24 protein-coding genes are annotated in these 25,675 nt (G+C 41.4%); 16 read left to right on the forward strand and 8 right to left on the reverse strand.

Annotation, left to right across the window (positions count from 1 at the left end):
• Positions 1–35: 35 nt before the first annotated feature.
• Positions 36–2,183 (reverse strand): TonB-dependent siderophore receptor, encoded by a 2,148-nt coding sequence (locus tag ACYVGZ_RS01690; RefSeq protein WP_460750286.1) that lies wholly within the window; start codon positions 2,181–2,183, stop codon positions 36–38.
• Between the two features lie 223 nt (positions 2,184–2,406).
• Between ACYVGZ_RS01690 and ACYVGZ_RS01695 the strand changes: the two genes are divergently transcribed.
• On the forward strand, positions 2,407–3,273 hold the full coding sequence (locus ACYVGZ_RS01695; protein WP_460750288.1) for a helix-turn-helix transcriptional regulator: 867 nt from the start codon (positions 2,407–2,409) through the stop codon (positions 3,271–3,273).
• Here ACYVGZ_RS01695 and ACYVGZ_RS01700 read toward each other — a convergent pair.
• Positions 3,270–3,767 carry a MarR family winged helix-turn-helix transcriptional regulator gene (locus ACYVGZ_RS01700; RefSeq protein ID WP_460750291.1) on the reverse strand — a complete coding sequence of 166 codons (498 nt, stop codon included), beginning with the start codon at positions 3,765–3,767 and terminating at the stop codon, positions 3,270–3,272. The two genes, ACYVGZ_RS01695 and ACYVGZ_RS01700, sit on opposite strands and share 4 nt — an antisense overlap.
• A 111-nt stretch (positions 3,768–3,878) precedes the next feature.
• Here ACYVGZ_RS01700 and ACYVGZ_RS01705 point away from each other — a divergent pair, with 111 nt between their 5' ends.
• From ACYVGZ_RS01705 to ACYVGZ_RS01720, 4 genes are all read left to right on the forward strand, one after another.
• Positions 3,879–4,709, forward strand: coding sequence for a DMT family transporter (locus tag ACYVGZ_RS01705; RefSeq protein ID WP_460750294.1), 831 nt, complete (start codon positions 3,879–3,881; stop codon positions 4,707–4,709).
• 126 nt (positions 4,710–4,835) lie between these two features.
• A complete protein-coding gene (locus ACYVGZ_RS01710; RefSeq protein ID WP_460750297.1) occupies positions 4,836–5,570 on the forward strand; it encodes a diguanylate cyclase in 735 nt (244 codons plus the stop codon).
• 65 nt (positions 5,571–5,635) lie between these two features.
• Positions 5,636–7,912 (forward strand): sensor domain-containing protein, encoded by a 2,277-nt coding sequence (locus tag ACYVGZ_RS01715; RefSeq protein WP_460750300.1) that lies wholly within the window; start codon positions 5,636–5,638, stop codon positions 7,910–7,912.
• A gap of 9 nt (positions 7,913–7,921) precedes the next feature.
• Complete coding sequence (locus ACYVGZ_RS01720; protein ID WP_460750304.1) at positions 7,922–8,860, forward strand: D-2-hydroxyacid dehydrogenase family protein; 939 nt, start codon at positions 7,922–7,924, stop codon at positions 8,858–8,860.
• Positions 8,861–8,924: 64 nt separating this feature from the next.
• Here the strand turns inward: ACYVGZ_RS01720 and ACYVGZ_RS01725 are convergent, their stop codons facing one another.
• The 4 genes from ACYVGZ_RS01725 to ACYVGZ_RS01740 form a co-directional block, all read right to left on the reverse strand.
• A complete protein-coding gene (locus tag ACYVGZ_RS01725) occupies positions 8,925–9,347 on the reverse strand; it encodes a VOC family protein (RefSeq protein WP_460750307.1) in 423 nt (140 codons plus the stop codon).
• Positions 9,348–9,459: 112 nt separating this feature from the next.
• Positions 9,460–10,593 carry a GGDEF domain-containing protein gene (locus ACYVGZ_RS01730; protein WP_460750309.1) on the reverse strand — a complete coding sequence of 378 codons (1,134 nt, stop codon included), beginning with the start codon at positions 10,591–10,593 and terminating at the stop codon, positions 9,460–9,462.
• 32 nt (positions 10,594–10,625) lie between these two features.
• Positions 10,626–11,258, reverse strand: coding sequence for an OmpA family protein (locus tag ACYVGZ_RS01735; RefSeq protein WP_460750312.1), 633 nt, complete (start codon positions 11,256–11,258; stop codon positions 10,626–10,628).
• Positions 11,259–11,465: 207 nt separating this feature from the next.
• Positions 11,466–11,792, reverse strand: coding sequence for a hypothetical protein (locus ACYVGZ_RS01740; RefSeq protein ID WP_460750315.1), 327 nt, complete (start codon positions 11,790–11,792; stop codon positions 11,466–11,468).
• Between the two features lie 85 nt (positions 11,793–11,877).
• On the opposite strand from ACYVGZ_RS01740, the gene ACYVGZ_RS01745 reads away from it, so the two are divergent.
• Entirely contained in the window at positions 11,878–12,900 is a 1,023-nt protein-coding gene (locus tag ACYVGZ_RS01745; protein ID WP_460750318.1) for a nucleoid-associated protein, read from the forward strand.
• A gap of 96 nt (positions 12,901–12,996) precedes the next feature.
• Here the strand turns inward: ACYVGZ_RS01745 and ACYVGZ_RS01750 are convergent, their stop codons facing one another.
• Entirely contained in the window at positions 12,997–13,644 is a 648-nt protein-coding gene (locus tag ACYVGZ_RS01750; protein WP_460750321.1) for an HAD family hydrolase, read from the reverse strand.
• A 132-nt stretch (positions 13,645–13,776) separates the two neighbouring features.
• A complete protein-coding gene (locus ACYVGZ_RS01755) occupies positions 13,777–13,980 on the reverse strand; it encodes a hypothetical protein (protein WP_460750323.1) in 204 nt (67 codons plus the stop codon).
• Between the two features lie 128 nt (positions 13,981–14,108).
• Between ACYVGZ_RS01755 and ACYVGZ_RS01760 the strand changes: the two genes are divergently transcribed.
• From ACYVGZ_RS01760 to minE, 10 genes are all read left to right on the forward strand, one after another.
• Entirely contained in the window at positions 14,109–14,582 is a 474-nt protein-coding gene (locus ACYVGZ_RS01760) for a DUF2947 family protein (RefSeq protein WP_460750326.1), read from the forward strand.
• Between the two features lie 175 nt (positions 14,583–14,757).
• Positions 14,758–15,498, forward strand: a complete 741-nt coding sequence (locus ACYVGZ_RS01765) for a DUF1499 domain-containing protein (RefSeq protein ID WP_460750329.1) — start codon at positions 14,758–14,760, stop codon at positions 15,496–15,498.
• A gap of 76 nt (positions 15,499–15,574) precedes the next feature.
• Positions 15,575–16,153: a TetR/AcrR family transcriptional regulator gene (locus ACYVGZ_RS01770; protein WP_460750332.1), complete on the forward strand. Its 579-nt coding sequence runs from the start codon at positions 15,575–15,577 to the stop codon at positions 16,151–16,153.
• A 97-nt stretch (positions 16,154–16,250) separates the two neighbouring features.
• Complete coding sequence (locus tag ACYVGZ_RS01775) at positions 16,251–17,744, forward strand: aminoacyl-histidine dipeptidase (protein WP_460750335.1); 1,494 nt, start codon at positions 16,251–16,253, stop codon at positions 17,742–17,744.
• A 24-nt stretch (positions 17,745–17,768) separates the two neighbouring features.
• Entirely contained in the window at positions 17,769–18,596 is an 828-nt protein-coding gene (locus ACYVGZ_RS01780; RefSeq protein ID WP_460750338.1) for a 2Fe-2S iron-sulfur cluster binding domain-containing protein, read from the forward strand.
• A 15-nt stretch (positions 18,597–18,611) separates the two neighbouring features.
• Positions 18,612–19,898 (forward strand): exonuclease subunit SbcD, encoded by a 1,287-nt coding sequence (sbcD, locus tag ACYVGZ_RS01785; protein ID WP_460750341.1) that lies wholly within the window; start codon positions 18,612–18,614, stop codon positions 19,896–19,898.
• Positions 19,895–23,572, forward strand: coding sequence for an SbcC/MukB-like Walker B domain-containing protein (locus ACYVGZ_RS01790; protein WP_460750344.1), 3,678 nt, complete (start codon positions 19,895–19,897; stop codon positions 23,570–23,572). The genes sbcD and ACYVGZ_RS01790 overlap by 4 nt, the downstream gene beginning before the upstream one ends.
• Positions 23,573–23,800: 228 nt before the next feature.
• Positions 23,801–24,526 (forward strand): septum site-determining protein MinC, encoded by a 726-nt coding sequence (gene minC / locus ACYVGZ_RS01795; RefSeq protein ID WP_460750347.1) that lies wholly within the window; start codon positions 23,801–23,803, stop codon positions 24,524–24,526.
• Between the two features lie 52 nt (positions 24,527–24,578).
• Positions 24,579–25,388 (forward strand): septum site-determining protein MinD, encoded by an 810-nt coding sequence (gene minD, locus ACYVGZ_RS01800; protein WP_460750350.1) that lies wholly within the window; start codon positions 24,579–24,581, stop codon positions 25,386–25,388.
• Position 25,389: 1 nt separating this feature from the next.
• Positions 25,390–25,647, forward strand: a complete 258-nt coding sequence (gene minE, locus ACYVGZ_RS01805; RefSeq protein ID WP_460750353.1) for a cell division topological specificity factor MinE — start codon at positions 25,390–25,392, stop codon at positions 25,645–25,647.
• Positions 25,648–25,675 lie beyond the last annotated feature (28 nt).

Below are 25,675 nucleotides of genomic sequence, written 5' to 3' on the forward strand. Positions count from 1 at the left end.
TTAAGCTTTACTGCTTCTAAATAAAGGGAATCAATTTAGAATGAGTAAGTGGCATTTGCCATAAAGTTACGAGATGGCCCGTAAAAGTTGAAGGTACTTGTTGCACCAACACGTGCATAATACTTAGTGTCAAATAAGTTGTTTATATTAAATGAAACTTTAAGATTGTCATTAATCTGTTTAGAAACAGATGCATCAACTGTGGCATAGCCTGCACCTTTCACACTACCGTCAGATGTTGCAAAATCGCTCACTGCAGTCAGACCAGCGCCAACTGTCATGTTGTTGAGCAAAGATTCTTCCGGTGCTTCAAAGCGATATTTAGACCAAGCTGAGAAGTTGTGTTCCGGCATAAGCGAGAAGTAGCGGCTTGTGCTTCCAGATAGTACTTTCGTTTGCATGTAGGTATAGCCCAAGATGGTATCCCACTGGCCAAATTGACCTGCGATTTCAGCTTCGAAACCACGTACTTGGTATTCACCCGTCGTTTCATAGTAGGTTTCACCGTCAACTTGCTCTGCACGGTTTTTATCCGTTAATTGGAAAGCTGTTAGGCGGCTGTTAAGTAGGCCGTTTAGGTAGCTTCCTTTAATACCAAATTCAACCTGCTCACCTTCACGAGGATCGATAAAATCTCCATTTTCATCAACAGAATCTTGTGGTTTGAATACTTCAGAATAACTGGCGTAAAGCGCATGAGAGTCAGTTAAGTCGTATACAAGACCTGCGTATGGTGTGACGTGAGAACCCGTAGCCGTATCGGTTCCTGTATCTAGGTCGTAGTTACTGACGCGTGCGCCCGTGATCAAAGCTAGGTTTTCAATAGGGCGAAAAGTAAGCTTGCCGTATACAGCTTGTTCTTGTTCAGAAGTATCAGAATTCGTTGTACGTGTAACGCTAAACAAGTCTTTCGTTAAGCTAGAAGAGTCAAACGAATAAATATTCCATGTGCCACTCGCGGAGGAAATGTTTGAATTTTGGGTCGACTTTTCTTTCTTGTAGTCAAGTCCTACCACAAATTCGCTAACATTGCCCATCGCTTCAAAAGGCTGACTGTAGCTGGCGTCAAAAGCTACTGCTTGCTGATCAATGTCGCTGGCATATTCTGAAAATTTGGTGATATTGTCATCCGAGTTTACAGAACTGCCTGTATAGGCGTAGTCAAAGTCTGAAGTTCGATCTGATACCCTTGCAGCGATACGACCACGACCACCGTTATCAAATCTATGCGTTAAGTCAGCAAAGACGTCCGTACTTTCAGCATTAAACTCATTCCAGTCAGCACCGAAAAAAGTAGAAGTGTCTAGATCTAATAAGGTGCCGTCAGCGTAGCTTGGTAAGCCATTACTGGTATCGATATCCTTGGTTTGGTGTAGTACACCAACAGATAATTCAGTGTCATCATCCAAGTCGATTTCAACAGTGGCATAAACACTCTGACTAATATTTTCATTGTCTTCTATTTGGTTCGCAGCATTAGATTGATCTAATACCAAGCGTCCGCGAACACTACCATCTTCATTAAGAGAGCCAGATACGTCGGTACCTAACTGGTATCTACCCCAGCTGCCAGCACCAATGTTGATGGATGCTTGAGTATCTTCAGTACCTCGTTTACGCACCAAGTTCATGATACCACCCATTTCACTGGTGCTACTAAACAGACCAGATGGGCCGCGCATAATTTCAATACGGTCAAAGGCACTTAGCGAAGGAAGTGTACCTTGCTGGCTACCAACAGGAGCAGATAGACCATCGATTAAAAGGTCATCGTACTCGTACCCACGGGCAAAGATAGATGAACGGCCGCTTTCATTTGATAGGGTTGTTAGGCCTGGTGTGGTTTTTGTCACATCATCAAGGTATACCGCGCCACGATCTTCAATGTAGTCATTGGTGATGACAGTGATAGACTGTGGAATGTCTTTTAGTGCCGCAGGGGTTTTTGTACCAACGGTTGCTGCTTCAACATTGTAGCCTGTTAACTCTTCACTAGATGAAGCATCATACAAAGCGTTTCCTTCCACCGTTAGGGTAGGTAGAGCCGTGCTGTTTTCGATTTCAGCAGCAAGCAGTGTTTTTGGAAACGGAATTAGCGCTAAAGCAAGTGTTGCATAGGTGGCATGCTTGGATATTTTGCTTTTGGCAAAATTAGGTTGTTTAACTTTTACAGAGCTTTTCATTTCGTTGACCTTTGTTGTTAAGGCAGAGTGTAAAATAATTACAATTTTGTATATAAGGTTAATAACGCAAAAGAGAATCAATTGCATTTGTAAGTCTCGTGGCGTATTATTTCATACATCGAATCAATCATGTTTATGCTATTCACTCAATTTCTTATGCAAAACGCGCAAAGTTGTTCAAAAGTAGGCAAGGAAATTAGAGTGAGCTGCTAGTAGGGCTTATATGGAAAAAGTAAAGATAAAAGAAGGTAATGATAAATTAAAAGGGACAGTAATTACTGAGTCTTTACCTTCTGGCATGACATTTCATATGGTCGATGCGAAAGCTGAGTGTGATTTTAGCTTTGAAGAGGAGCTTTCTCCCAACTTCAAAATTGCCATTTTATTCTCCAGTACCATGGATATGCGTTTTGGAGAGAATAAAACCAAGCTAATGAGTAAAAGCCATCATGCTAAGCTGATGAATTTTAGTGAGCCAGAACTTTGCAGTATGAAGGTTAATAAAGGCCAACAACGTTCCGCTTTGTACTTGTCCGTCCCTCCTGACTGGTTTGAAAAGCACGAATTGGACTCAAAGCCGATTATTAAAGAAATCAATAAGCATTTTTCTTTAGAAGACTGGGCCTTGCCTGATATGTTCTGGCAGCAAGCCGAACACCTTTTAAAATACAATCAAACCGATTTTAACTGCTCTATGGCAAGGCAAGGATTTGCTATGTCTTTAATGTCGTGCTGGATTGAGGCAACCAATCAAGGACAGTCGAGCAAGATTCGTGTCAGTGATAGAAGGTCACGGCAATTTGAAGAATTTTTACGCAGTGACGATGTGCTTTATATGAGTCTAGATGGTATTAGTGAGCACTTAGCAATGAGCGCTGCGACATTGCAGCGCTACTCGCGAGATATTTTGAAAATGAGTTTGTCCCAGTTCTTAAGAAATCGTCGTTTAGAGGCTTCCAGAAAGGCTTTACGGTACGATGGGGTGAGTATCCAAGAAGCGGCTTTGATTGCAGGCTATAATCATGCAAGTAATTTTACTTCGGCTTTTAAGCAAAATTTTGGTCTTTTACCAACGGAGCTAAAAGGCTAATTTATATGATCTTGGCTCTCATAATGCGCTAACCATTTCCCTAACAAATGCGCTAATTGCTCTTGTTCCGCTTGCGACAAACAGGCTAACAAGCGAGCTTCATTTTCTACATGTTCTGCAAGTACCTTGTCTATCAGTTCTAGTCCTGTAGTTGTTAATGTGATGGTACAACTCCTGCGATCATGAGTACTGGCTGAGCGCTCAATCCAACCCTTCTTCACAATGTGTTCTAGCCGCGTCGACATGGTTCCAGAGGAAAGCATGGTGTCTTGATATAGCTGAGTAGGGGTGAGGCTACTATCTGAGCGTCTTAGTGTCGCTAGAATATCAAATTCAATTCGTGTTAAACCAAACTGGTTGATGGTGTTATCTATATTAGGTGCGATGAATTTTCCCATGCGTTCAACCCGTCCCATCACTCCCATAGGAGAGCAATTCAGTTCAGGTTTATGTTTTTTCCATTGGGTTAATATCTTATCAACGTGATCTTTCATAGGAGTGCCCAAACTATAATAAAGTATCTTTTTTAAAAGATACTTTATCAGGTAGTTGTTGTACAATTACTTTTTTAAAAATATCTTTTCAAAAAGATAAAAGTGAGGGTGATGATGTTTTGGTTGGCCATGATAGTCCCAGTCTTATGGGGCAGTACATATGCAGCAATTGCTTTGTACTTACAAGATATGTCTCCTTACTGGTTAGCCGTATGGCGTGCACTACCGGCAGGTTTATTGCTTTTATTAATAGTAAGGCGCTCACCCAGTCTGGCATTTCATAAATTATTACAACTAGGGGTAATGAATATAGCCATATTTTTTGTCTTGTTATTGGTTGCAGCTTATCGTTTACCAGGAGCCGTGGTTGGAACGTTAGGAGCGACTTTGCCTTTGCAAATAGTATTAATTCAGTGGTTAGTTACGAAAATTACGCCAAGCAGGCAATCCCTTATCAGCGCAGCGTTGGGATTAGTTGGCGTGATGATATTGCTTAGGCCTAATAGCGATGTTGATATGATAGGAGTGGCGGCAGCGCTCTTAGCGACACTCATGGTTGCGATCTCAAGTTTGAATATGCAACGTTGGGTTATTTCAGATGTGGCTGGTGTCGCTGCTTGGCAGTTAATAATTGGCGGTGCATTATTAGTTCCCATTGTTTGGTGGTTTACCGGCCCTCCAATTCTACCAACAGTTGATATGTTACCTGGGTTGTTTTGGATAGTTGTATTGAATACAACACTGGCTTATTGGTTATTTGTGAAAGCCATTAGGCTGTTAGGAGCAGCAACCTTCGGTTTGATCTCCTTGTTGAACCCAGTTACGGCAGTTATTTTGGGCATTGTTCTGGTGGGAGAGAATCTCGAGTTACATCAATTTCTGGGTATTGTAATCATCATAATCTCATTGTTTGTAAATCAATTGAGAGCTCGAAAAGTCTGAAAGTAAACTACCAAGACTCTTTGTAATTCAGTAGCTAGGAATTTCTAGCCCATCATGTTTAACTGTCATACAATTACTATGTGTTTCTTATGGCGAAGACTTTATATTAGGGATTATTTGTTCATTATGAGAAATCTAGTTATCAAATACGGGCGCTTTAATACGACCCTATTGCTAACCTTTGTATCTATTTTTGCCTCCTTACTGGTAACCTATGTTAGTAAGTGGGTAGTTGGCTCTTCTGTTAATCAAGACAATATTGTGTTGTCTATCATTACTCCTATTATTGTTTGTCCAATTGTCAGCTGGGGCTTTTTGGGCTTGATTATACGTATTGATCAACTCGAAAAAGAACAGCGTTTTCTAGCGAGCTATGATGGTCTTACGGGGCTATTGTCACGCAATGCTTTTTTTACCGAGTTTTCAAAAGCGCTAAGACGAGCTAACTCTGTCCACGATCAGCTTGGTGTTGCTATTATTGATCTTGATGATTTTAAAAAGATTAATGATACTTATGGGCATGCGGCAGGAGATGAAGTATTGATGGATTTTTCTAATGTATTGCGACAAACCCTTACTAAGGCTGATTTGTCAGGACGCATTGGTGGGGAAGAGTTTGCCGTTGTATTGCCAAGCAATAGTATAAAAGAATGTACCGAGGTGTTTGATAAAATTAGAGCCTTATCAGAAGAGTCTCAAATAAAGCATATGGATTTAATGTTGAATTATACGATCAGTGTTGGATTTACTTTTTACAAACACCCAAGTGACAATGGCGTTAGTGAGCTTCTTAAGCAATCGGACGAAGCTTTGTATAAAGCTAAAGGGGCTGGAAAAAACCGTATTGTACAGTATCAATAATATATCTCCTTACTCATGTATTTGATTATAGGAAGGTATTTAGTCGGTATTAATAAGGATTCATTATGCCATCTATTACGGGTTATAAAGTATTTGATTTAGTTAAGCGGGTTGCTCCTGCTTTGTTGTTAGCTTGTGTTTGTTTTTATTACCTTCAGTCTAATCTTAATATTTGGCTATCTTTTCTTATTTCTTTAGCCCTTTATTCCAGTTTTTTATTGGTTCTAGTACACCGCTATTTCAGCAAGCACCTTACCATTTTCAAAAGCCTATTAGACTCACACTCTGACGTGGTATTAGTCAAAGACCACCAAGCTAAATTTACTTATGCTAATCACACCTTGCTCAGTATTTATGAAACCTCTTTGCCTAAACTGATTGGTCGATATGACTATGAGTTAACAGGTGACGATAAAACCTCCAATTACTTTCATCAAAGTGCTTTGCAAGTATTGTCCCACATGCAGAAGGTTGAGGATCAAGAAACCGCATACGATGTAAAAAGTCAAAAAGAACGGCAGTACAGCTCAATTAAACTGCCTTTTTATGATGTGAATGGTAATAAAAAGCTAATGATCTTCGCAAAAGATGTATCTGAATTGGTGCGTTTAAAAGAAGAGGCTAGTAAGGATCGTAATCGCTTAGCTCATGTTTTAGATGTTTCACAAGAGGGGCTGTGGGAGTGGAATGTCAATACCAATGAGGTTTTACATAATCATTGGTGGGAGAAGATATCCGGTGTTGCTAAAAGTGATCAAACCTTCATTGAGTTCGAGAATTGTATATACCCTGAAGACAGAGAATATGTTCAAAAAGCCATTGGTGATCTTGTGGGGAAAAATATCCCATATAATATCGAGTTTAGAATTACTCGGCCGGATGGTAAGCTAGTATGGCTTTGGGATAGAGGTCGCATAGCGGAATACGATATTGAAGGAAACCCATTGTGGGTAGTTGGGATTGTTCAAGATATCACAGAGCTTAAACAAAATAAGAAGGCTATTGAGAAACTGGCATATTATGATCAACTGACTGGCTTATATAATCGCACTCACTTCGAGAAACATTTAAAAACGCAATTTGAGGTAGAGTGGGGAGCCAGTTGCTTTAGTGCGATTTTATTTTTGGATTTGGATCGTTTTAAATTACTAAATGATAGCTATGGACATCATGTTGGTGATCAACTTATAAAGAAAGTCGCTCAACGTTTAAACACTAGTGTTCATAAAAACGACACTTTAGCTCGTTTTGGGGGAGATGAATTTGTGATTTATAACCCCTGTGTGGATTCAAATGAAGAGTCAGCCCTTCATAAAACTCGACATTTTGCTGAAAAGCTAATTGATGAGATTTGTAAAACATATATTCTCTCAAATGATTCCGTAGATCATTCGCATATCCAATACGATATATCAATGAGTGTTGGCGGGATTGTATTTCAGCATCAGCAAGTTTCCACAAGCTATTTATTGCAGTTAGCAGATATTGCTATGTACCGATCTAAAATGAAAGGAGGGCATCAGTCCCAAATTTTTGGTCTTAACGAGCAAAATGATCTAACTCGTTCAGGACAAATTATTAAAGATTTAAAAAAATCTGTTAGTCAGCAAGATTTTTGTGTGTTTTTTCAGCCTAAAGTGAATAAATATGGCCAAGTGTTAGGGGCCGAAGCCCTTGTAAGGTGGCAACACCCAGAGCGTGGCCTTCTCTTTCCTGGTGACTTTATATCAGAGGCGGAGGAAAGCAATTTGATTGTTGATATTGGTTATCAAGTTTTGCATGCCAGTTGCCAGAAATTAAAAACACTTCAGGCTTCTCCTACCACTAAAGACATTCAAGTATCGATTAACCTTAGTGCTAAACAACTTTGGCAAAGTGGTTTTGCAGAAACATTTCTAGATATTGTCAATCGTTATGGAATTGATCCCAGCAAGCTAGTGGTGGAAGTCACTGAGTCAGTCTTAATTCATGATCTAACAGACGCTACTCAAAAATTGGCTCAGTTAAAGGAGAAGGGAGTAAAAGTTTCATTAGATGATTTTGGTACAGGTTACTCCTCTTTAAGTTATTTGCACCGATTTCCTATTGATGAGCTTAAAATAGATAAGTCTTTTGTGATGGATAGCTATGAAAATGCCCAAGCAAAAATCATGGTCAAATCTATTATAGATCTGGCTAATAACTTTTCTATTAAGGTTGTGGCTGAAGGGGTAGAAAACAAAGTGCAACTAGATTTTCTAGATGGTCTGGGCGTATCAACATTTCAAGGTTACTTTTTTAGTAAGCCTCTGCCAGAGGTGAGTTTTGATCAATTTATATTGAGTAAAAATGATAATAACTAAGAGGCTTTCATGAAAATAGCAGTATTAGACGATTACCAAGACGTTGTGAGAGATCTTGAGTGCTTTAAGTTACTTTCAGGTCATCAAGTTGATGTTTTGAATGAGGCTCTATCAGAACCTGAGCTTATTATTAGGTTAAAAACTTATGATGCACTTGTGCTTATTAGGGAGAGAACGGTTATTACCGAAAACCTATTAGCAAATCTACCGAATTTAAAAGTGATCAGTCAAACAGGCAAAGTGAGTAACCATATTAGTGTTGATCTATGTAATCAATATAATGTTGAGGTTCTTGAAGGGGTGGGCTCACCCGTCGCGCCTGCAGAACTCTGCTGGACTTTAATTATGGCCGCTTCAAGGCATTTAACGGCTTACGTATCACATTTTCAGAAAGGGCAATGGCAGCAAAATGGCAGTTTAGGTTTAGGCTCTAAATTACAAGGGAAGACTTTAGGGATTTGGGGGTACGGTAAAATAGGGCAAAGAATAGCCAGATATGCCTTAGCCTTTGATATGAAAGTGTTGGTTTGGGGGCGCGAGCCTTCAAGAGCTTTAGCTGTATCTCATGGCCATCAAGTGGCCGAATCCAAATACGAGTTTTTCTCCCGATCAGATATTGTAACTCTACACCTTCGCTTAAATGACACGACAAAATATTGTGTTAGAGCTGATGACTTAAAAGTCATGAAAGAAGGTTCTATATTGGTCAATACCAGCCGCGCGGAGCTTATTGAAGCGGGCGCTTTATTAGATGAAATGCGATCTAACCCAAAGAAATTCGCTGCTCTTGATGTCTATAGCAAGGAGCCGCTAATAGATGTGAGTGAAGATGCCTTGCTGGGTTTACCGAATGTGTTAGCCAGCCCTCATTTAGGTTATGTGGAACAAAGTGGTTATGAATTGTACTTTAACGCCGCTTTTGAGAATTTAGCAAACTTTAAAAGTTAATTCAGTTAGGTTGAATGTCTTAACTTTATAAAGAATGGGCTAGTAAACTAGCCCATTCTTTATTTTACCAGCTCCCCGTGTTTTCCATTGAAAGCCAAGGCTCCTGAGGTGCTAAGCGTTTGCCTTTCTGTAACAGCTCAATAGAAATGCCATTTGGGTCTTTAATGAATGCCATGTGGCCATCACGAGGTGGGCGTAGTATGGTGACTCCTAAAGATTGTAATGTTTCGCATGCTTTATAAATGTCTTCCACCTGAAAAGCTAGGTGTCCAAATTGGTCGCCATTAGTGTATTCTCTATCATCCCAGTTGTGGGTGAGCTCAACTTCTGGGGCGCCTTTTTTGGCCGCGTAGTAGATTAAAGAGAAGCGTCCCTTTTCACTGTCCATTTGGCGAGTTTTGATTAAGCCTAAGCCTTGAGTGTAAAAATCGTGGCTCTCTTCTGGCTTAGATGTGCGTATCATGGCATGCAGGTATTCAATAGTCATAGTTTCTCTCTCCGTTGCATTAGACTTCGACTTAGAAAGTATGTAGGGGCAAAATTTTAAGAAACAATGTATATCGTAAAGGATGGCAATTTAAAAATTGGCAAGCGTCTACTTAAAGAGCTAGATTGTCGTTATATAGTCGGCTTTGATTGCCTCCAGATTGAATCGCTAGCTCTAACGCTGCTTCAGCATGATCAAATAGATCCGTAAATTGGGCTGTATGATCAGGTTCATGCACGTCAAAGCCAATGGTGGCCTCGACCCCATATTGGCTATTCGAGACATTCAGAGAGTAGTCGGTTAGTTTATATCTCAGCTCTTCACAAAAGCTAAATGCTTCACCCTTGTCATTGACGCTTTTAAACACACATAGCTCGTTGGCAGCATGTGCTGAAATTATGTCTGCCCCCTGAGTGAAGGTGTCGACTAAGCGAGCTGATTCCTGTATAAGCCTCCAGCTTTCCCTGCGTCGTAAAGACCCTTGTCTAGGCTTTACCTGTACTAATATTAGTGCGAAGTGTGTTTTATTTCGAACGAGTTGCTGGTTAACTAGCTTTTCAAAGTGAGCAAAATTTAGTGTTTTTGCTCGATATTCTAGTATTGAGTGTTGGTTGAGTAGGCGATTTTTTATGTATAACACAGCAATACAGATGATTAATCCAGTTACTAGAATGAATGTTAGAGTGAAATATAGCCAAGTGTGTTTGATAAGCTGTTTATGGTTTGTGTTGGTCAAGTGTAATGCGTTGCTCAGCTCTGTACTGGTGGTACTCACTAACCACGTGAGTTCAGGGTCTAATTTACGTAGGTTCATTTCAATAATTTGGCAATAGTAGCCTCGAGGTTTTTCAGCTTCAAGCTCTAATAGTGTGTCTTCAGATAAGTCTTGGCTCATTCTAGCAGAGGCAGATAATTTTGATTTTAGTTTTGAGTTAAGGGGGGAGGCACTGATATCTCGAGAAAGTTCAGGGAGAGTGTTTTTGATCTTGCTTATTACGGTGAATAATTTGTGATTATCAAAGTGCTCTTTTTGATGTATTAGTTGATCTAACTCTTGTTTAAGCTCATTAGACAGTATTTGAAGGTTAGTAAGCTTTTCTGAAATTTTTACGTAATGAATACTTAGGGTTTCAGGTGCCTTCTGACTAATGTTATAAGCGGCAGAGGCAGATATAGCAGCTACAGTTAGTATTACCAATAAAGTAAAAAAATAATGAAAGGTTGAAAAGGGTCTTGCGGATTTCATGTGGTAGGTAATAGGCTTAAACTTAGAAAGCGTTAGTAATTTAAGCCATTCAATGCTGTGCTACTGGTATCGTCAACGCTATAAATGGTCCAGCGCTTTTGCTCTGCATGTTGTCTTGCAAATACTTCTGCAACTACTCTACGGTTTTTCTCACGGCCAGCCTCAGTGTCGTTGTTCTCAATAGGGCGGCTCTCACCGTAACCAATACCTTTTACTCTGCTTTGGCGAATACGAAAACTATCAACTAATACATTAGCTATTGCATTGGCTCTAAGTTGAGATAGTTGTTGGTTACTTTCGACACTACCTACATCATCAGTGTGGCCTTCAATCACCACAGAAGTACTTGGGTTTTCTGTAAGGAAAGTGGCTAATTTTTTGAGTTCAGGGTAAAAATTAGGCTTGACTACTGCTTCACCGGAGTCAAACAGAATCTTTAATTCTACTGACAAAAGCTTTGAAGAGGTATTAGGGCAGCCATAGTTATCAACTGCGGCACCTATTTCTGTATTAGAGCAACGATCTCGAGCATCAATAACACCATCACCATCAGAATCCACTAGGCGTGCTTGAACATTCATGCTGTATAAGCTTTCGGCGTGAACAACCCCACCAAAAGTTAGCAATATGCTCGCAATGCCCATTGTTTTCTTTAAGATGCTCATGACTGAGTCTCCACCAAATCTCTTTCTTTGATTTTAAGATATTTACAAATGTACTGCCATTTCATATCACTATAGAAAGCTGAATAAATGGCCTTTTTTGTAACTTAATGTAAATCGAAGCCTAATAATGTTCTTGTTACTTTATAACGATTGAAAAATATACAGCCTTAAGAGAATTATTGCAAATTAAGAAAGTTTTAAGAGGGCTTATTCTTCCACCCACTCCCAACGTAGCGGATCACCAAAGTCATCATAAATGACCTTTTTTTTCCGACGAGGTTTCACTTTGCTTGCGGAGGTTGTTTGGCTAGTAGACGACTTTCGTTCGTGGATAGCGCTGATCACATGGTTTAAAGAAGTTCTTGTTTTTTTTGGCTCACTAAACAAGGAGCTGGCCGTGTTATACTTGCCATCAACTAAACCTGATTCACCCATTGGTACTTGATGAATTTCGCCATGTTGTTTTAGAAATTGTTCTACCTGAGAGTTAAGCTCTTCGCGTTTTTCTTTTTTGGTAGGCTTTGATTTCATCATAAGTTATAAAAGTGGCATTTTTGTCGGCAAGCAAGCTGGTGTTGAAAAGGTTCTAAACAATCATTCTATACATAAGGGGTTATGAGTGTCCATCAACAAGTTAATTGTGCATGAAATTCAAAAACATGAAGGGGAGCGCAAAGCTATACTCATTGCTCGTCCGAGTGAAAACAAAGTTGACATGCAAGCTGAGGCACTGGCGAGTAAGGTGATTGATCTCTTCAATCGTTCGGGTATGAACACAGGCCGCTTTTCAAACCCGCATGGAAGTGAGGAAGGTAGCCAGCTTCCTAGCTTGCTAAATAAATATTTTGTAGAGAGTAAATTTACAGATTTTCTTAGTTTTTCAAAAGAGTGTGCGGCGGAATATTTGCGACACCTTGAACCGGTAGAAGAGGCCCAAGGTGGGCTTTTGTGGTTTAGTCATTATGAATTGCATGATACGCAATTTTTGTACATTGTATTGTTAAAGCGCAAACAAGGAATCGGTCTGGCGGAAGATTTGAGTTTCTCTGAGGTTGAGCAAATAGAAATGGATAAGCTTCATATGGCGCTCAGAATCAACCTGTCAGCATGGCAGGACGAGGACGAAGGGCGCTATATTTCGTTTAGGTTTGGTCGAGCGCCGAAGCAAGAAAGTGAATATTTTACGCAATTCATTGGCTGTGATGAGCCTGTTGTGGCGGCGAAGGAAACTCGCAAGTTAGTGGAGCTTACCTCAGCATTTTGTCAGGCTGAGTCAATGCCTACTAAGCAAGCAAATGAGTTCAAAAAAGCCATTTCTGAGCACTGCCAATCTAAAGCAGAAGAAAGGGAGCCGGTTGAGCTTAAGGAAATTGCCTCACAAGTTGAGGAACGATTTTCAGTAGAGCAAGCGAATAAGTTCCTTGAGATAGCTGAATCAGAGAGCTTTGCTATAGATAAGGAAGTATTTGTAGAAAAGGCCGCTTTAAAGAAATTGACGCGTTACTCTGGTAGCAGCCGAGCAATTACCTTAAGTTTTGACAGTGACTTACTAGGGGAGGGGGTGGTGTTCGATAAACTCACAGGGACTTTAACGATTAAAGCCATTCCTAAAAGTTTACTCAAGCAGTTAGAGTCTATCTAGTGATTATTAGTATATTAGCTGTGCGGCTTATCATAGGTTAAGTTGAAAGTACTAGGCACCCATGACCAGGTAAATATGCTCATGGGGCCACTCAACTTAATGCAAATCCAGCAGAGTCTCAAGCTCTGACATGGTTTCAAAACATGCGGTTGCACCTGCTTCTTTTTGGGCTTTGCTGTCCATGGTGGCGCTATAAGCTAAAACTGTCATGCCAGCTCCTGCACCGGCTTTAATGCCGGCCAATGAGTCTTCAATCACCAGGCAGCTTTGCGCAGATATCTTTAATTCCTGTGCGGCGCGAAGATAGAGGTCTGGAGCCGGTTTACCTTTGGCAACATCCTCTACACAAAATCGAGTGCTAAAGCGCTCGGTTAGTCCTATTTTAGCGAGCTTTTCGTTCATCTCTTGGCGATTTGCATTGGTTGCCATTGCAATTGGCTTGCGGATTTTTTCCAGCACCCTGGTGACACCTTCAATAGGCTTAAGTTCTCTATCAATGGTTTCTTTAAAGCGCTGTTTATAAACTTGCAAAAAACTATCAGGCAAGGGGCGTTCTAATAGTGTGGCAGCGGTTTTTAAATTGCTCTCAGTTGTAAAGCCGCTGAATTTTTCATGAATGACTTTAGTCTCGACTTCAAGTCCCAGCTCTTTGAGCATGTCTTGCATGATTTGATTAGAGATGTTTTCAGTGTCCACTATGACACCATCGCAATCAAAAATTATGGCTTGGTAAGAAAATTTCATGTCGTCTCTATTCAGATTAAGAGTTTAAAGAATGATAACGTTATATGAATAAAGAAAGGAAGGGAGGGATTATTTTTTTACTCCCCTTTTGAAGTGTATTTTCGGGTATAATTTTGTTGTCAGAGTAAACCCTTAGTGGGCACTCTGTTTCAACCCTTGTGGTTGGACTGAAATTTTGCGGAAAGCTTTAAGTGTAAGCGCGGTTTTGCTTGCGATGAATGCTTTGATCGCTTGCTTGCGCTGTGCTTTTAGTGCTCTTTTGTGTCGAGCCTGAGGGCTGTTGTCTGCGTAGCCCCATTTTTCAAGCAGTGCTTCGTATTGTTGCTGAGAATCCATAATGTATACCTCTTAAATTTGTGAAAATGTTGTTTTATTACAACAAAATGAATTTTAGGGATAAAGGATGTGGATGACAAACGAAGCTTTTTCACATAATAGATTAGTTTTTTTCACGAGTGAGTGTCATGTATCAGGCATTAGAAAATTTTAATAAATATTGGGTTTTTAAGCGCCAAGATCCGCAAGTATCGGCGGCAGACCTACAGCAAATTAAGTGGCTAGCAGATTCTAATGCAGCCAATGTATGGCGCGACTACGTAAGTAATGAGCAAATCCATCCAGATCACCTTACGGAGAATGATTGGCCTGCTAATGAGGCTGCAACACAAGCTGTAGTAAACTGGGAGCAGGCTTGGGACAGCGAAGATGAGGCATTGCCGCAAGAGTGTTTGGATCATTTGGTTCACTGGAATGAAGACACGAAAGTCTACTTTTGCAACCATAATGAGCAGGTCTTTGAGACCACATGGGGAGTGTTCCAACGTTGTTGGAAGGCTTTTTTATTTATGGACAATGGTCCTATTTTGTTGGGTCGGAAAAAAAAGCAAGCAGTGCAGTTCTTTTCGGACGGTAAGGCAAATTTGTTGCTTCGTACTTAACTTAAAAAGAGTTGAATTAAGTTAAAAATAACACTTTATTGGCATTATTACTGCAGGTTATTACGCAAACTATGCAAAAACAAAGGAATCATAGCAAAATCTTTAAGTTTCTTCTGTTTGTTTTATAAAAGGCAAGTTAAGGTGGAAATGTTGTTTTTGGGTATATGAGTTTTATATGAGTCGTTATATCTCACCACTTTTGTATGTATTGCTAATCGTAGTTGGTTGTATTGCCTTCATATCTATCGCCGGTGTAAGAGTGGGTGTGTTTCAACCGTTAACCGGATTTTACTTGCTAAAGTGGAGTGTCTTCTCTTCTTCTGTTTTAGCGGCTCTTGCACTAGTTTCTATGTTGCTTTGTTATAAAAAATGCTCAAAGGGATGCAATCGTTTCTTCATTTTAGTGTTTGTTTCCTCCGCAATTTATAGTGGCTTTTGGCTTAGCTATTATCTAGAAAAAATAAGCTATCCTAAGATTAATGATATCACCACGGATACCATGCTCCCTCCAGCATACTTGAATATTAGCTCTGTTCGTAAATCGAGTGATAATAGTTTGTCTTATAACGAAGAGTGGGCTTCAATCCAAGAAGAGAACTATCCAGAAATTCAACCTGTTATATCCCATCATGATGTTCAAACCGTTTTCGCACAAGTTGTCAGCCTAGTAGAAGAGAGGGGTTGGGAGCTGGTTTCTCGCTATGATAGTGTTGGTGTACTTGAAGCGACGGCCCAAACCCCTGTTTTTGCGTTCCGTGATGATGTGATTATTCGTGTTATTAAGATCAAATCCGAAACTCGAGTAGATATGCGCTCTAGCTCCCGTGTTGGCTGGGGAGGCGATTTTGGGATGAATGCTGAGCGTATTGAAAACTTTATGTCCGATTTAGCAGAAAGACTTGTAGCGATACCTTAGTCACATCATTTTTGCCAGATGCTTCTCCCTAGTATTTAAGCAAGGTACACTCAGTAAAAACTCAATGGAGCCTTGGATGGGTGATCGCAAGCAAAAAAAAGCTTCTACACGACAACGTCTTAAAAAAGTAGCTAAAGTAGCTTTCTTACAGCAAGGGATTGAAGCAACCAGCACGAGATACATTACTCAGCAAGCAGATGTTGCAGTCGGAACCTTATTTGCTCACTTTCCTGATAAACTGTCTTTGGTAAAAGATATCTTTTTCGATGAAATGGATATAGCGCTAAGAACTGCAACTCAAAATCAACAAGAATGCGATTCACCAGTTGAATATTTAATTCAAATGGCGCAAGTGCTGTTTGAATTTTATGATCAGTTTACGGAATTTTCCCAGCTGGTGTTGTTTGATAGTTTGTCCAAAGGAGGCTTTCATCAACAACAGATGTCTGTCGTCATGGAAGGCATGGAGCAACGCTTTATCAAGGTGGGTGTCGATGCCAATACAGCACACATTTTTGCTGAAAATATGATGGCTAATTATTGGTTTGTAGTGCTGGAAGCCGCGCCCAAAGGGGTGCTTGGTAGTGTTGCACTCGCCCAGTTAAAAAGACTCAACTTACCCTTCGAAGTGTCTTATAAAAATGCTCTTAAATAGGTTTATGTAAATTTTCTATAGCACTAGTTTATAATTCGATTGCTCGTTCTTTGAGAATTGACTAACGTGTTGATCAGTTCTCATTTAGGAGTTATTTATGACTAATGCACACCTGCTTAACCTCCAACCTCGTGCTATATGGCAGCACTTTCAAACCCTGTGTAATACTCCTCGGCCATCTTTTCATGAGAAAGCGATTCGAGACTACTTGGTGATTTGGTCGCAATCGTTAGGGTTAACTCATCATATTGATTCTGTTGGTAACATTATTATTTATAAGCCAGCAACCGAGGGTATGGAATTGAGCCCTGGAATTGTATTGCAAGGGCACCTTGATATGGTGGCGCAAAAAGAGCCTGAGTCAACACACGACTTTATTCAAGATCCAATAGAAACCCACATAAAAGGCGGTTGGTTGTGGGCTAAGCAAACAACCTTAGGCGCGGATAATGGCATAGGAGTGGCGGCGGCTATGGCCGTCTTGGAAAGCCAAGAACTCTGCCATGGGCCCATAGAAGCACTTTTTACCATTGAAGAAGAAACCAGTCTTAGAGGGGCTCTGCAATTAGAAGAGGGCGTGTTGAAAGGGCGATATTTACTTAATCTCGATTCAGAAGATCGAGGAGATGTATACATTGGCTGCGCCGGTGGTGTTGATATAAATGTAGAGAAGCATTTTGAAGCGCACTCTATAGGCGCTCAAGAATACGCGCTGAAGCTGAGAGTGTCGGGTCTAAGTGGTGGGCATTCAGGCTTAGATATACACAAAGGTCGTGGTAGTGCTAATGTGCTGTTGGTTCGCCTTTTAAAATTATTGCAGCAACGCCTGTCATTTCAATTGTCCGATCTGTCTGGTGGTACCTTACGTAATGCTATCGCTAGAGAAGCCTACGCTACCATTATCATTCCTGGTTCTATTTTCAAACAAGTAGAGCAAATAGTGGCTCAATACCTGTGCGATGTTGAGCTAGAGTATTCCGGTATAGAAGAGTCGATTCGTATTGAACTTGAACAAGTTGATGCTAGCTTGAAACTGTCGAGTGCGGATACTCTGGCGTTGATTAGTAGCTTGCATGTTAGTCCTCATGGGGTGCACCGTATGAGTTCTGCGTTGCCAGGGGTGACAGAAACCTCTTGTAACTTTGGGGTCATGAGAATGACGGCTGCTCAACATGAGAAAGCTTTACAGTTCAGTGCCTGCTATCTGGTTCGTTCCTTAATTGATAGTGCCATTAATCATCAAGCCTGGTTGCTCGATTCGGCTTTTTCTCAACTGGGGGCAAAGGTCAGTTTTGATAATGCCTATCCTGGTTGGCGCCCAGATCCTAATGCGGGTCTATTGAAACACTTCTTAGCAACGCATGTTAAAGAAATGGGGCAAGAAGCGAAGGTTAAAGTGATTCATGCAGGATTAGAATGTGGCATTATAGGGGGCAAACATCCACAGATGGAAATGGTCTCGTTCGGTCCTAATATTCGCGGCGCACATTCCCCTTCTGAAAGAATGGATATTGAGTCCGTCGCTGACTTTTGGCGCTTATTGTGCGCTTTATTAGAATCATTGGCGAGGGAAACACCAGCAACAGAGTAATGAGCAGTAGAATGAGGGGCTTTGATGTCATCAAATGAAGAAGTGTTTTGTGTAGAGATAGATGATAGGCTGTTCTCTATTCATGCTGATGACATTCTTCTAGATGCTTTATTGTCCCAGTCTGAGCCTATATCTCATGGTTGTCGAGCAGGGGCTTGTGGGGCATGTCGATTATTTGATATTGACACACAACAATGGCTTTATGCTTGCCAAACTAAAGTCGAACGTTCTTACTGCTTAACTTATAAAAGCCCTGCCCCGGCACAGAAATTTGCTCTACAATCTCAAAGCCAGCTGGATAGCAGTCATTGTTTATTAACCTTGTTTGGGCCAAGTGATGATGGTTTTGGCGATAAGCTGATTATTAAGCTAGAAGACCATGATATAGAGGTGATGGCTGTTAATCCCCCCGGGGAAACACTACAAGTGGTGGTGTCGCTTGAGGGAGTTCCGCCTCCATTACAAAGCGCTTACGCTGCTGGGTTAGCGTCACAAGAACTGTATATCAGCTCTACTTTCGGCAAAAGAAAAGGCAGATTGCTCCATGAATGGGGGCTCGATGATAAGGCAGTGGTGCTTCTATTGGCTTCTGATAATCGCATTTTTGATGGTTATTGGCATGAAGCCTTACAGTCACAGAATTGCTCAACCGTATTCGTCCATACTCTGGTATCTGACGCCGATTTCTCGGCACAGGCAGATCTGTCAGAAAAGCTTTCCGAGTTTATAGCAAGAAACACTATAACGGATCTCTGTGTTCTGTATCATGGGCGTGATCATACGTACCAAGCATTAACTTCTTGGTTAAGGTCGCAGCGTATCAGAGCATCCCAGCTTCACTTTATTAGCTAATCATCACGAGAATGAATGAAAATCCTACATACTTCTGACTGGCATTTAGGTCAGCACTTCATGGGGAAGAGTCGGCGAGAAGAGCATAGGGCTTTTCTTAATTGGCTCCTCGCAACAGTTGAAGAGCACCACGTTGATGTGGTGCTTGTCGCCGGAGACGTTTTTGATACCGGCTCGCCGCCAAGCTATGCCCGGGAAATGTACCATCAGTTGGTACTAGACATGAAAGCGCGTCAATGCCAGTTAGTTGTTCTTGCAGGAAATCATGACTCAGTGAGTATGTTGAATGAGTCAAAAAGTTTATTGGGCTATCTCAATACTCATGTGATCACTCAAGTGAACTGGCAAGAGCTAGAAGCACATCTCATTCCATTAAAAAACAGTGCGGGTAAGCAACATGCTTGGTTATGTGCCGTACCTTATTTGCGACCAAAAGACATTTTAGGAAGTAAGGTTGGGCAATCAGAAAAGGACAAGAAACAGGCGTTTCTCAACGCGATAGCAGATTTTTATCAAAAAATTTATTGTCTAGCTCAGAGCCAGAATGCTCTCTTAGAACGGCCCTTGCCCATAATAGGAACAGGACATCTTACGGCTTTAGGCGGGCAGTTAAGTGAATCTGTCCGAGACTTGTATGTTGGAACCCTTGAGGCGTTACCCACCCAGGTCTTTCCGAATTTTGATTACCTTGCCTTGGGGCATATCCACAGACCTCAGTCAATGGGTCGCGATGGCCGAATTCGCTACAGTGGATCACCAATCCCTTTGAGCTTTGACGAGTTGGGACGTAATAAGTCGGTTGTCATTCTGAATACTGACCAGTTAATGAAGAAGAATAATGGCCATCATGAGCAAGACACTCAGTTAGACTTATTAACAGACCGAGATGACGCCATTAAGCTTATAAATGTACCTGTATTTCAAAAAATGGCGAGCTTAACAGGCTCTATTGCTGAACTGACAGATCAAATTGCCAGCCTAGAGGTACCAGGGTCAGGTGTGCTTTGGTTAGAAGTGACGGTGAAAACAGATGACTATATAAGCGATATTCAAAAGCAGCTGACTCATGTTTTAAAAGATAAACCGATCGAATTATTGCGTATTATTAGACAAAAAAAACAAATCAGTACGCAACTGCAATGGCAAGATAAATCGACGCTTGCCGAGCTATCTGTGACTGAGGTGTTTAATCAGGCTCTTGAAGAAGGTTTGTCGGTTTCCGAGCAAGAGCAAGCAGAACTGAAGGACTTGTTTCGAAACTGCCTTATTGAGATACAAGAAAGCCAAGGAGAGGGCGAATGAAAATCTGTAAACTGCGTCTTAAAAACCTTAATTCCTTAAAAGGAGAATGGCTCATAGATTTTACACAACCGCCATTTCATAGTGCGGGTGTGTTTGCCATAGTTGGGGCAACCGGAGCGGGCAAGTCAACCTTATTAGATGCCATTTGTTTGGCTTTATATCACGAAACCCCGCGTCTTAAAGTCTCTCCAAGCGAGAACGAAGTGATGACTCGGCATACTTCTGATTGTTTAGCAGAAGTTGAGTTTGAGGTGAAAGGGAAGGCTTACCGAGCCTTTTGGGCTCAGCGTCGGGCACGAGGTAAAAGTGACGGAAAGCTACAACCCATGAGTTGTGAGCTTTGTTTGCATGATGGCACGATTCTAACAACCAAACTGAATGAAAAAACCAGCAAAATAGCTGAAATTACGGGCTTAGACTTTGGACGATTTACAAAGTCCATGATGTTAGCGCAAGGCGGTTTTGCTGCCTTTCTTAATGCCACTGCTAATGATAGAGCGGCTTTACTAGAAGAATTAACGGGAACTGAAATTTACGGTCAGGTTTCTCAGTGGGTATTTGAGCGCCACAAAACAGAAAAACGTCGAATCACAGAGATAGAATCGGAGTTGGCAGCCAGCACTGTGCTCAGCAATGAAGACTTCTTAGCGCTACAAGAGCAAGAAACTCAGGCCCAACAAGAAAGTAAAACCTTAGCGGTAGCGCTACAGAAATTACATAAAGAAGTCAGTTGGCTAGAACATGCCCTCAAACTGAATGCAAAGCAAGCTCAACTCACCCAAGATGCAAAAGAACTGGATCTAGCAGAGAGTGAATTTGCTGAGCAAAAAGAGCTTTTGTCTAACGCTAAGCTTGCAGAGGTACTGAAAAATGACTTTGCACAATTGGAAAAGTCAATATCCGCTAGTGCCTCGCTGAAGAGCGATTACCAAAAAACGAGTGAAGCGCATCAAGCATTACAGCAACAAGAACGTGACGCTAAACAAGAGCTGGTGGATGCTCAACGAAAAGAGCAGCAAGCTCAAGCAGCTTGGTCAGCCTTTAATGAAAAAGTGCGAACACACATTCAACCACAACTGGATGAGTTGACAAGTTTAAATGCACAGTTGGAGCCTTTAAGGTTGCAGGTGCAAACAAAAAACACTCAGCTAAAGCAGCTTACGGAATCCATCTTACAGTCAAAAGAGCAGCAGCAACAGTTGCAGTTACAAACTGAGCACTGGCAAAAGAAAGTGTCTGTATGGTTTCAACCGGAAGAAGTAGAGCGCCAAATAACCCAATGGCTATATCAGCATGAACAATTGCAGCTCTTGCAGGCAGATCAGGCTGAACGTGAGAGTGAGCTAAATAAAGAGCTGGAAAATGGCGCTAGAGTCTCTCGGCAACTAGAGGCTTTAAAGCAGAGTATGATTCAGCTTGATAATGACTCTAAAGCATTAGCGTCTCAGTTGCATGAGAGTCAGAAAACACTCAGTGCAAAGATGTCAGGGCAGGATTACGCAAGCTGGCTGGAAAAGGCGCACCAAACCCAACAGTTAAGCGACCAAGCTCAAGAATGCTGGCAGCGAGTCCAAGAAAGCTATGCTAAGCGAAACGACCTAGATTCCCAAAAAAATCAGTTGCACACTCTCAATGAAGAAGAGCAGGCCTTGTCCATCAAGCTTGAACAGCAGAGAAAGCAATATGCCGAGAAAAATCAGCATATTAATCATGTGCAAGCACTGGTGAAAACTGAGCGTGAGCTGGTGTCCTTAACCAAGCTAAGAGAAACACTAACAGCAGATATGGATTGTCCTCTGTGTGGCTCTAATCAGCACAACCTTTCACGTGCATGGCAAAACACTGACTCGCAATATGAAGAAGATTTAATGCGGCTCGAAAGTGAGCTAGAGCTCATCAAGGATCAGGGGCAAGAGCTGGCAGCCAAACAAAGGGAAGTTGTGCGTGAGCGGCAAATTATGGCAGAAAGTTATGCGAAATTTGCCCAGCAGCAAGCTAATGAATGGCGAAAACTGGAAGAGAAACTGGCCGTGCTTGGTTGGCAGTTGGCTCCTGATAATCTGACTGAATTACAAAGCTGGGTCATAGAGAAAAAAGCTCAATGCCGCGCTATGAGTGATGGGGCAGAGGAGATTAAGTATTGGAACCAGCAAGTTCAGGACTTGCAATCACTGCTTGATAGAGAAAAAGAGCGTCAGTCCGATCAGCAGAGAAACTTGCAGCAATATCAGAGTGAACAGAGTCTGATACAACATAAATTAGACACATTTCAGGCCGAGTTAGCTGAGGGCCAGCAAAAGCAACACGACATAATCACTCAATTATGGGCAAAGATGTGTGCCCTAGAGGTGACAAAAAATTACAGCAAGGACAATTTGCTTGAGTGTTTGAAGAATACACAGCATGGCATTAAAGAGTGGCGTAATGCGGCAGACAATTTGCAGCAGGCTTTATCGTCTCAAGAGCGAATGAATCAATCATTAGAAAGCTATTATCAGCAAGAGCTAGACATAAAGTGTGAGGCAGAGAGCCTAGCTCAACGGTATGCTGAATTAGTAGAGCAAAAAAGTCGCCTCCAGATGCTATTGAATGAATTGCTTGATGGGAAAAATTTACAACAAGCAACGGATGCGCAATACAGTGATTTAAAGCAAGCTGAAGAAGTGCTAAAACAAGCGCAAAAATATGAGAGTGACTTGCAAGCAAAACTCGCTGGGATTAACTCCAGCCTCACCTTGCTTGAGGAGGCCATCGCAAGCGCTCAGCAAACACTGCAAAAAATGGAGAGTGAGTGGCAAGCAACCTTGCGTGAAAATGGCTTTGAGAGTACTTCTCATTGGCGCGCTCAGCTCCAAGATGAGCAGACGCTTATGGTATTAGAAAAGCGTAATCAGAGTTTGCTAGAAGAGCGTCACCGAATAACCACATTAATGCATGAAGTGACCGTTGAGCAACAGCGTTTGCAGAGCGAAAGCCCGTTTGAAAATGACGGATTGTCGGTTGATGAAGCGCAACTCGCTGAGTATCAGTCCAAACTAGAGACCTTAGATGGAAAAAATGCACAGGTAAATCGACAATGGGGTGTGTTGACTCAGAAACTAAAAGAAGAGGCGTTAAAACGTCAATCCTACTCAAAGGCTCAGTCTCATTTGCAAGATAAAATACAGGCATTTACTCGTCTAGATCAGCTAAATTATGTAATCGGGTCTGCAGATGGCGCAAAATTTAGACGCTTTGCTCAGGGTTTAACCTTGGATCATTTAATCCATTTGGCAAACCAAAGGCTGGTATTGTTGCATAAAAGGTATCAGTTGCAACGCAAAGGAGAGGGGTTGGCTTTATTGGTTGTCGACACTTGGCAAGGAGACGTGGTGCGCGATACAAGAACGTTATCAGGAGGGGAAAGCTTTCTGGTGAGTTTGTCTTTGGCATTAGCCTTGTCTGACTTGGTTTCTCATAAAACCAGCATTGATTCCTTGTTCTTAGACGAAGGTTTTGGCACCCTCGACCCACAAACATTAGAAACGGCCTTAGATGCCTTAGATAATCTTCATGCGTCTGGAAAAACGATTGGTATTATTAGCCATATTGAAGCGTTAAAAGAACGCATACCCGTACAGATAAGACTGGAAAAGCAGTCGGGATTTGGGGAAAGTCGATTAATACTTTCTTGAACAAGTTGTCAAGTGTGTGCTTATCCCCAGATATATAGGGACAAGTATGTAAATAACTTATAAAAAAACTTTAAAATCATTGTCTTAAGGCTTTGTTCACTATTAGGCATCAAGTATTATAAGACATAAATTTTCATTGTCATGCTAAGTCCTAAAACCACAGTATGACGCGCTAGTGCTTGGCGTAAGATGCAATTTCAATAGGCACCAAAATAAAAAGGACAGTTCATGACAGATTCAAGCTTCCAATTAAAAGGAAGTGTAGTGACGACCATTTTACTGGAAATTCACGAGTTCAATCAGACCAGTATTCTTGAGCAGTTGGCCGAGAAGGTTGAAAAGGTGCCGCACTTTTTTTCACAAGCCCCTATTATTGTGGATCTTACAAAATTGCGCATTGGTACTACTGCTCAATCATTGAACGCCTTAATCCAACAAGTTAATGCGTTAGGTTTAAAGGTTATTGGCTGGCGTTGTGATACGAATAACCAGCCGCTTTGGCACGCTGAAATAATGAGTCCATTGTTGCCTGTGAGTAAAACCAAAGCTATCCAGATGCCCGAGCCTAAAATACAAGCAGAATCGAAAGATGTGGTGATCAAGACGGTTATTGAAGAGCGTAGAATTGCCCAGCCGACAAAAGTAATTGACAAGCCCATTCGTTCAGGTCAACAAGTTTATGCTGAAGGTGATCTGATTATATTGGCTCAAGTGAGTGCAGGAGCAGAAGTCCTAGCTGACGGTAATATCCATGTTTATGGTGCGCTTCGAGGGCGAGCTTTAGCGGGTGTTAAAGGGGATGTTAATGCAAGAATTTTTTGTAAGAGCTTAGAAGCCGAATTGGTGTCAGTGGCGGGTAATTTTATGCTTAGTGATGCCTTGCAAAAAAATATTTGGAAAGAGAGTGCACAAGTGTTATTAGTTGATGATTCACTTGAAGTGGTAGCGCTCTAAAACGAAACTAAAGATAACAGATAAATTAGAAAATTTATCGGGGGAAGAAACCTTGGCAAAAATAATCGTCGTCACCTCTGGCAAGGGAGGAGTTGGTAAAACAACATCCAGTGCCGCAATAGGGACAGGAATCGCTTTAAAGGGATATAAGACTGTGATCATCGATTTTGATGTAGGTCTTAGGAATCTAGACCTCATCATGGGGTGCGAACGCAGAGTAGTATACGACTTTGTTAATGTGATTAACAAAGAAGCGACTCTAAGCCAGACCCTGATTAAAGATAAGCGCACCAGTAACTTGTTTATCTTACCTGCCTCGCAAACGCGTGATAAAGATGCTCTTACCCAAGAAGGTGTGCAAGCTGTTTTAGATGAACTTGCACAAGAGTTTGACTACATTATTTGCGACTCTCCAGCGGGGATTGAAAAAGGCGCTCAAATGGCGCTGTATTTTGCCGATGCTGCGATCGTTGTAACTAACCCTGAAGTGTCGTCAGTGCGCGACTCAGACCGTATTCTTGGTATTTTACAGAGTAAGTCTAAGCGTGCTGAAGAGGGGCGTGAGCCGATTGAAGAGCATTTGCTGTTAACCCGTTATCACCCTGAGCGTGTGGCAATGGGAGAAATGCTAAGTGTGTCTGATGTAGAAGACATTTTAGCGGTTCCACTCATTGGTGTTATTCCAGAATCAGAAGCGGTATTAAAGGCTTCTAACCAAGGTACGCCAGTCATTCTTGATGTGGACTCTCAAGCGGGACAAGCCTATGTGGATGCCGTGGATAGGTTAATGGGTGAAGAGAAGCCAATGCGCTTTTTGGATATCGAAAAGAAAGGGTTTTTCAAGCGTTTATTAGGGGGTTAGTGTGGGGATTTTTGATTTATTTAAGAATAAAAGTGCTCCAAGTTCTGCCTCTGTTGCCAAGGATCGTTTGCAAATCATTGTGGCTCACGAAAGAGGCCGCAGGCAGCAACCAGATTACTTGCCCAAAATGCAGCAAGAAATCATTGATGTGATTCGAAAGTACGTCAATGTCGACAGTGACGACGTGCAAATACAGTTAGAAAATATAGAAGACTGCTCTGTACTTGAATTAAATGTCACTTTGCCAGAGCAAAATTAAGTCAAACTCTTGATAGTAGTTAACAAAG

The organism is Marinomonas epiphytica, assembly GCF_054780655.1.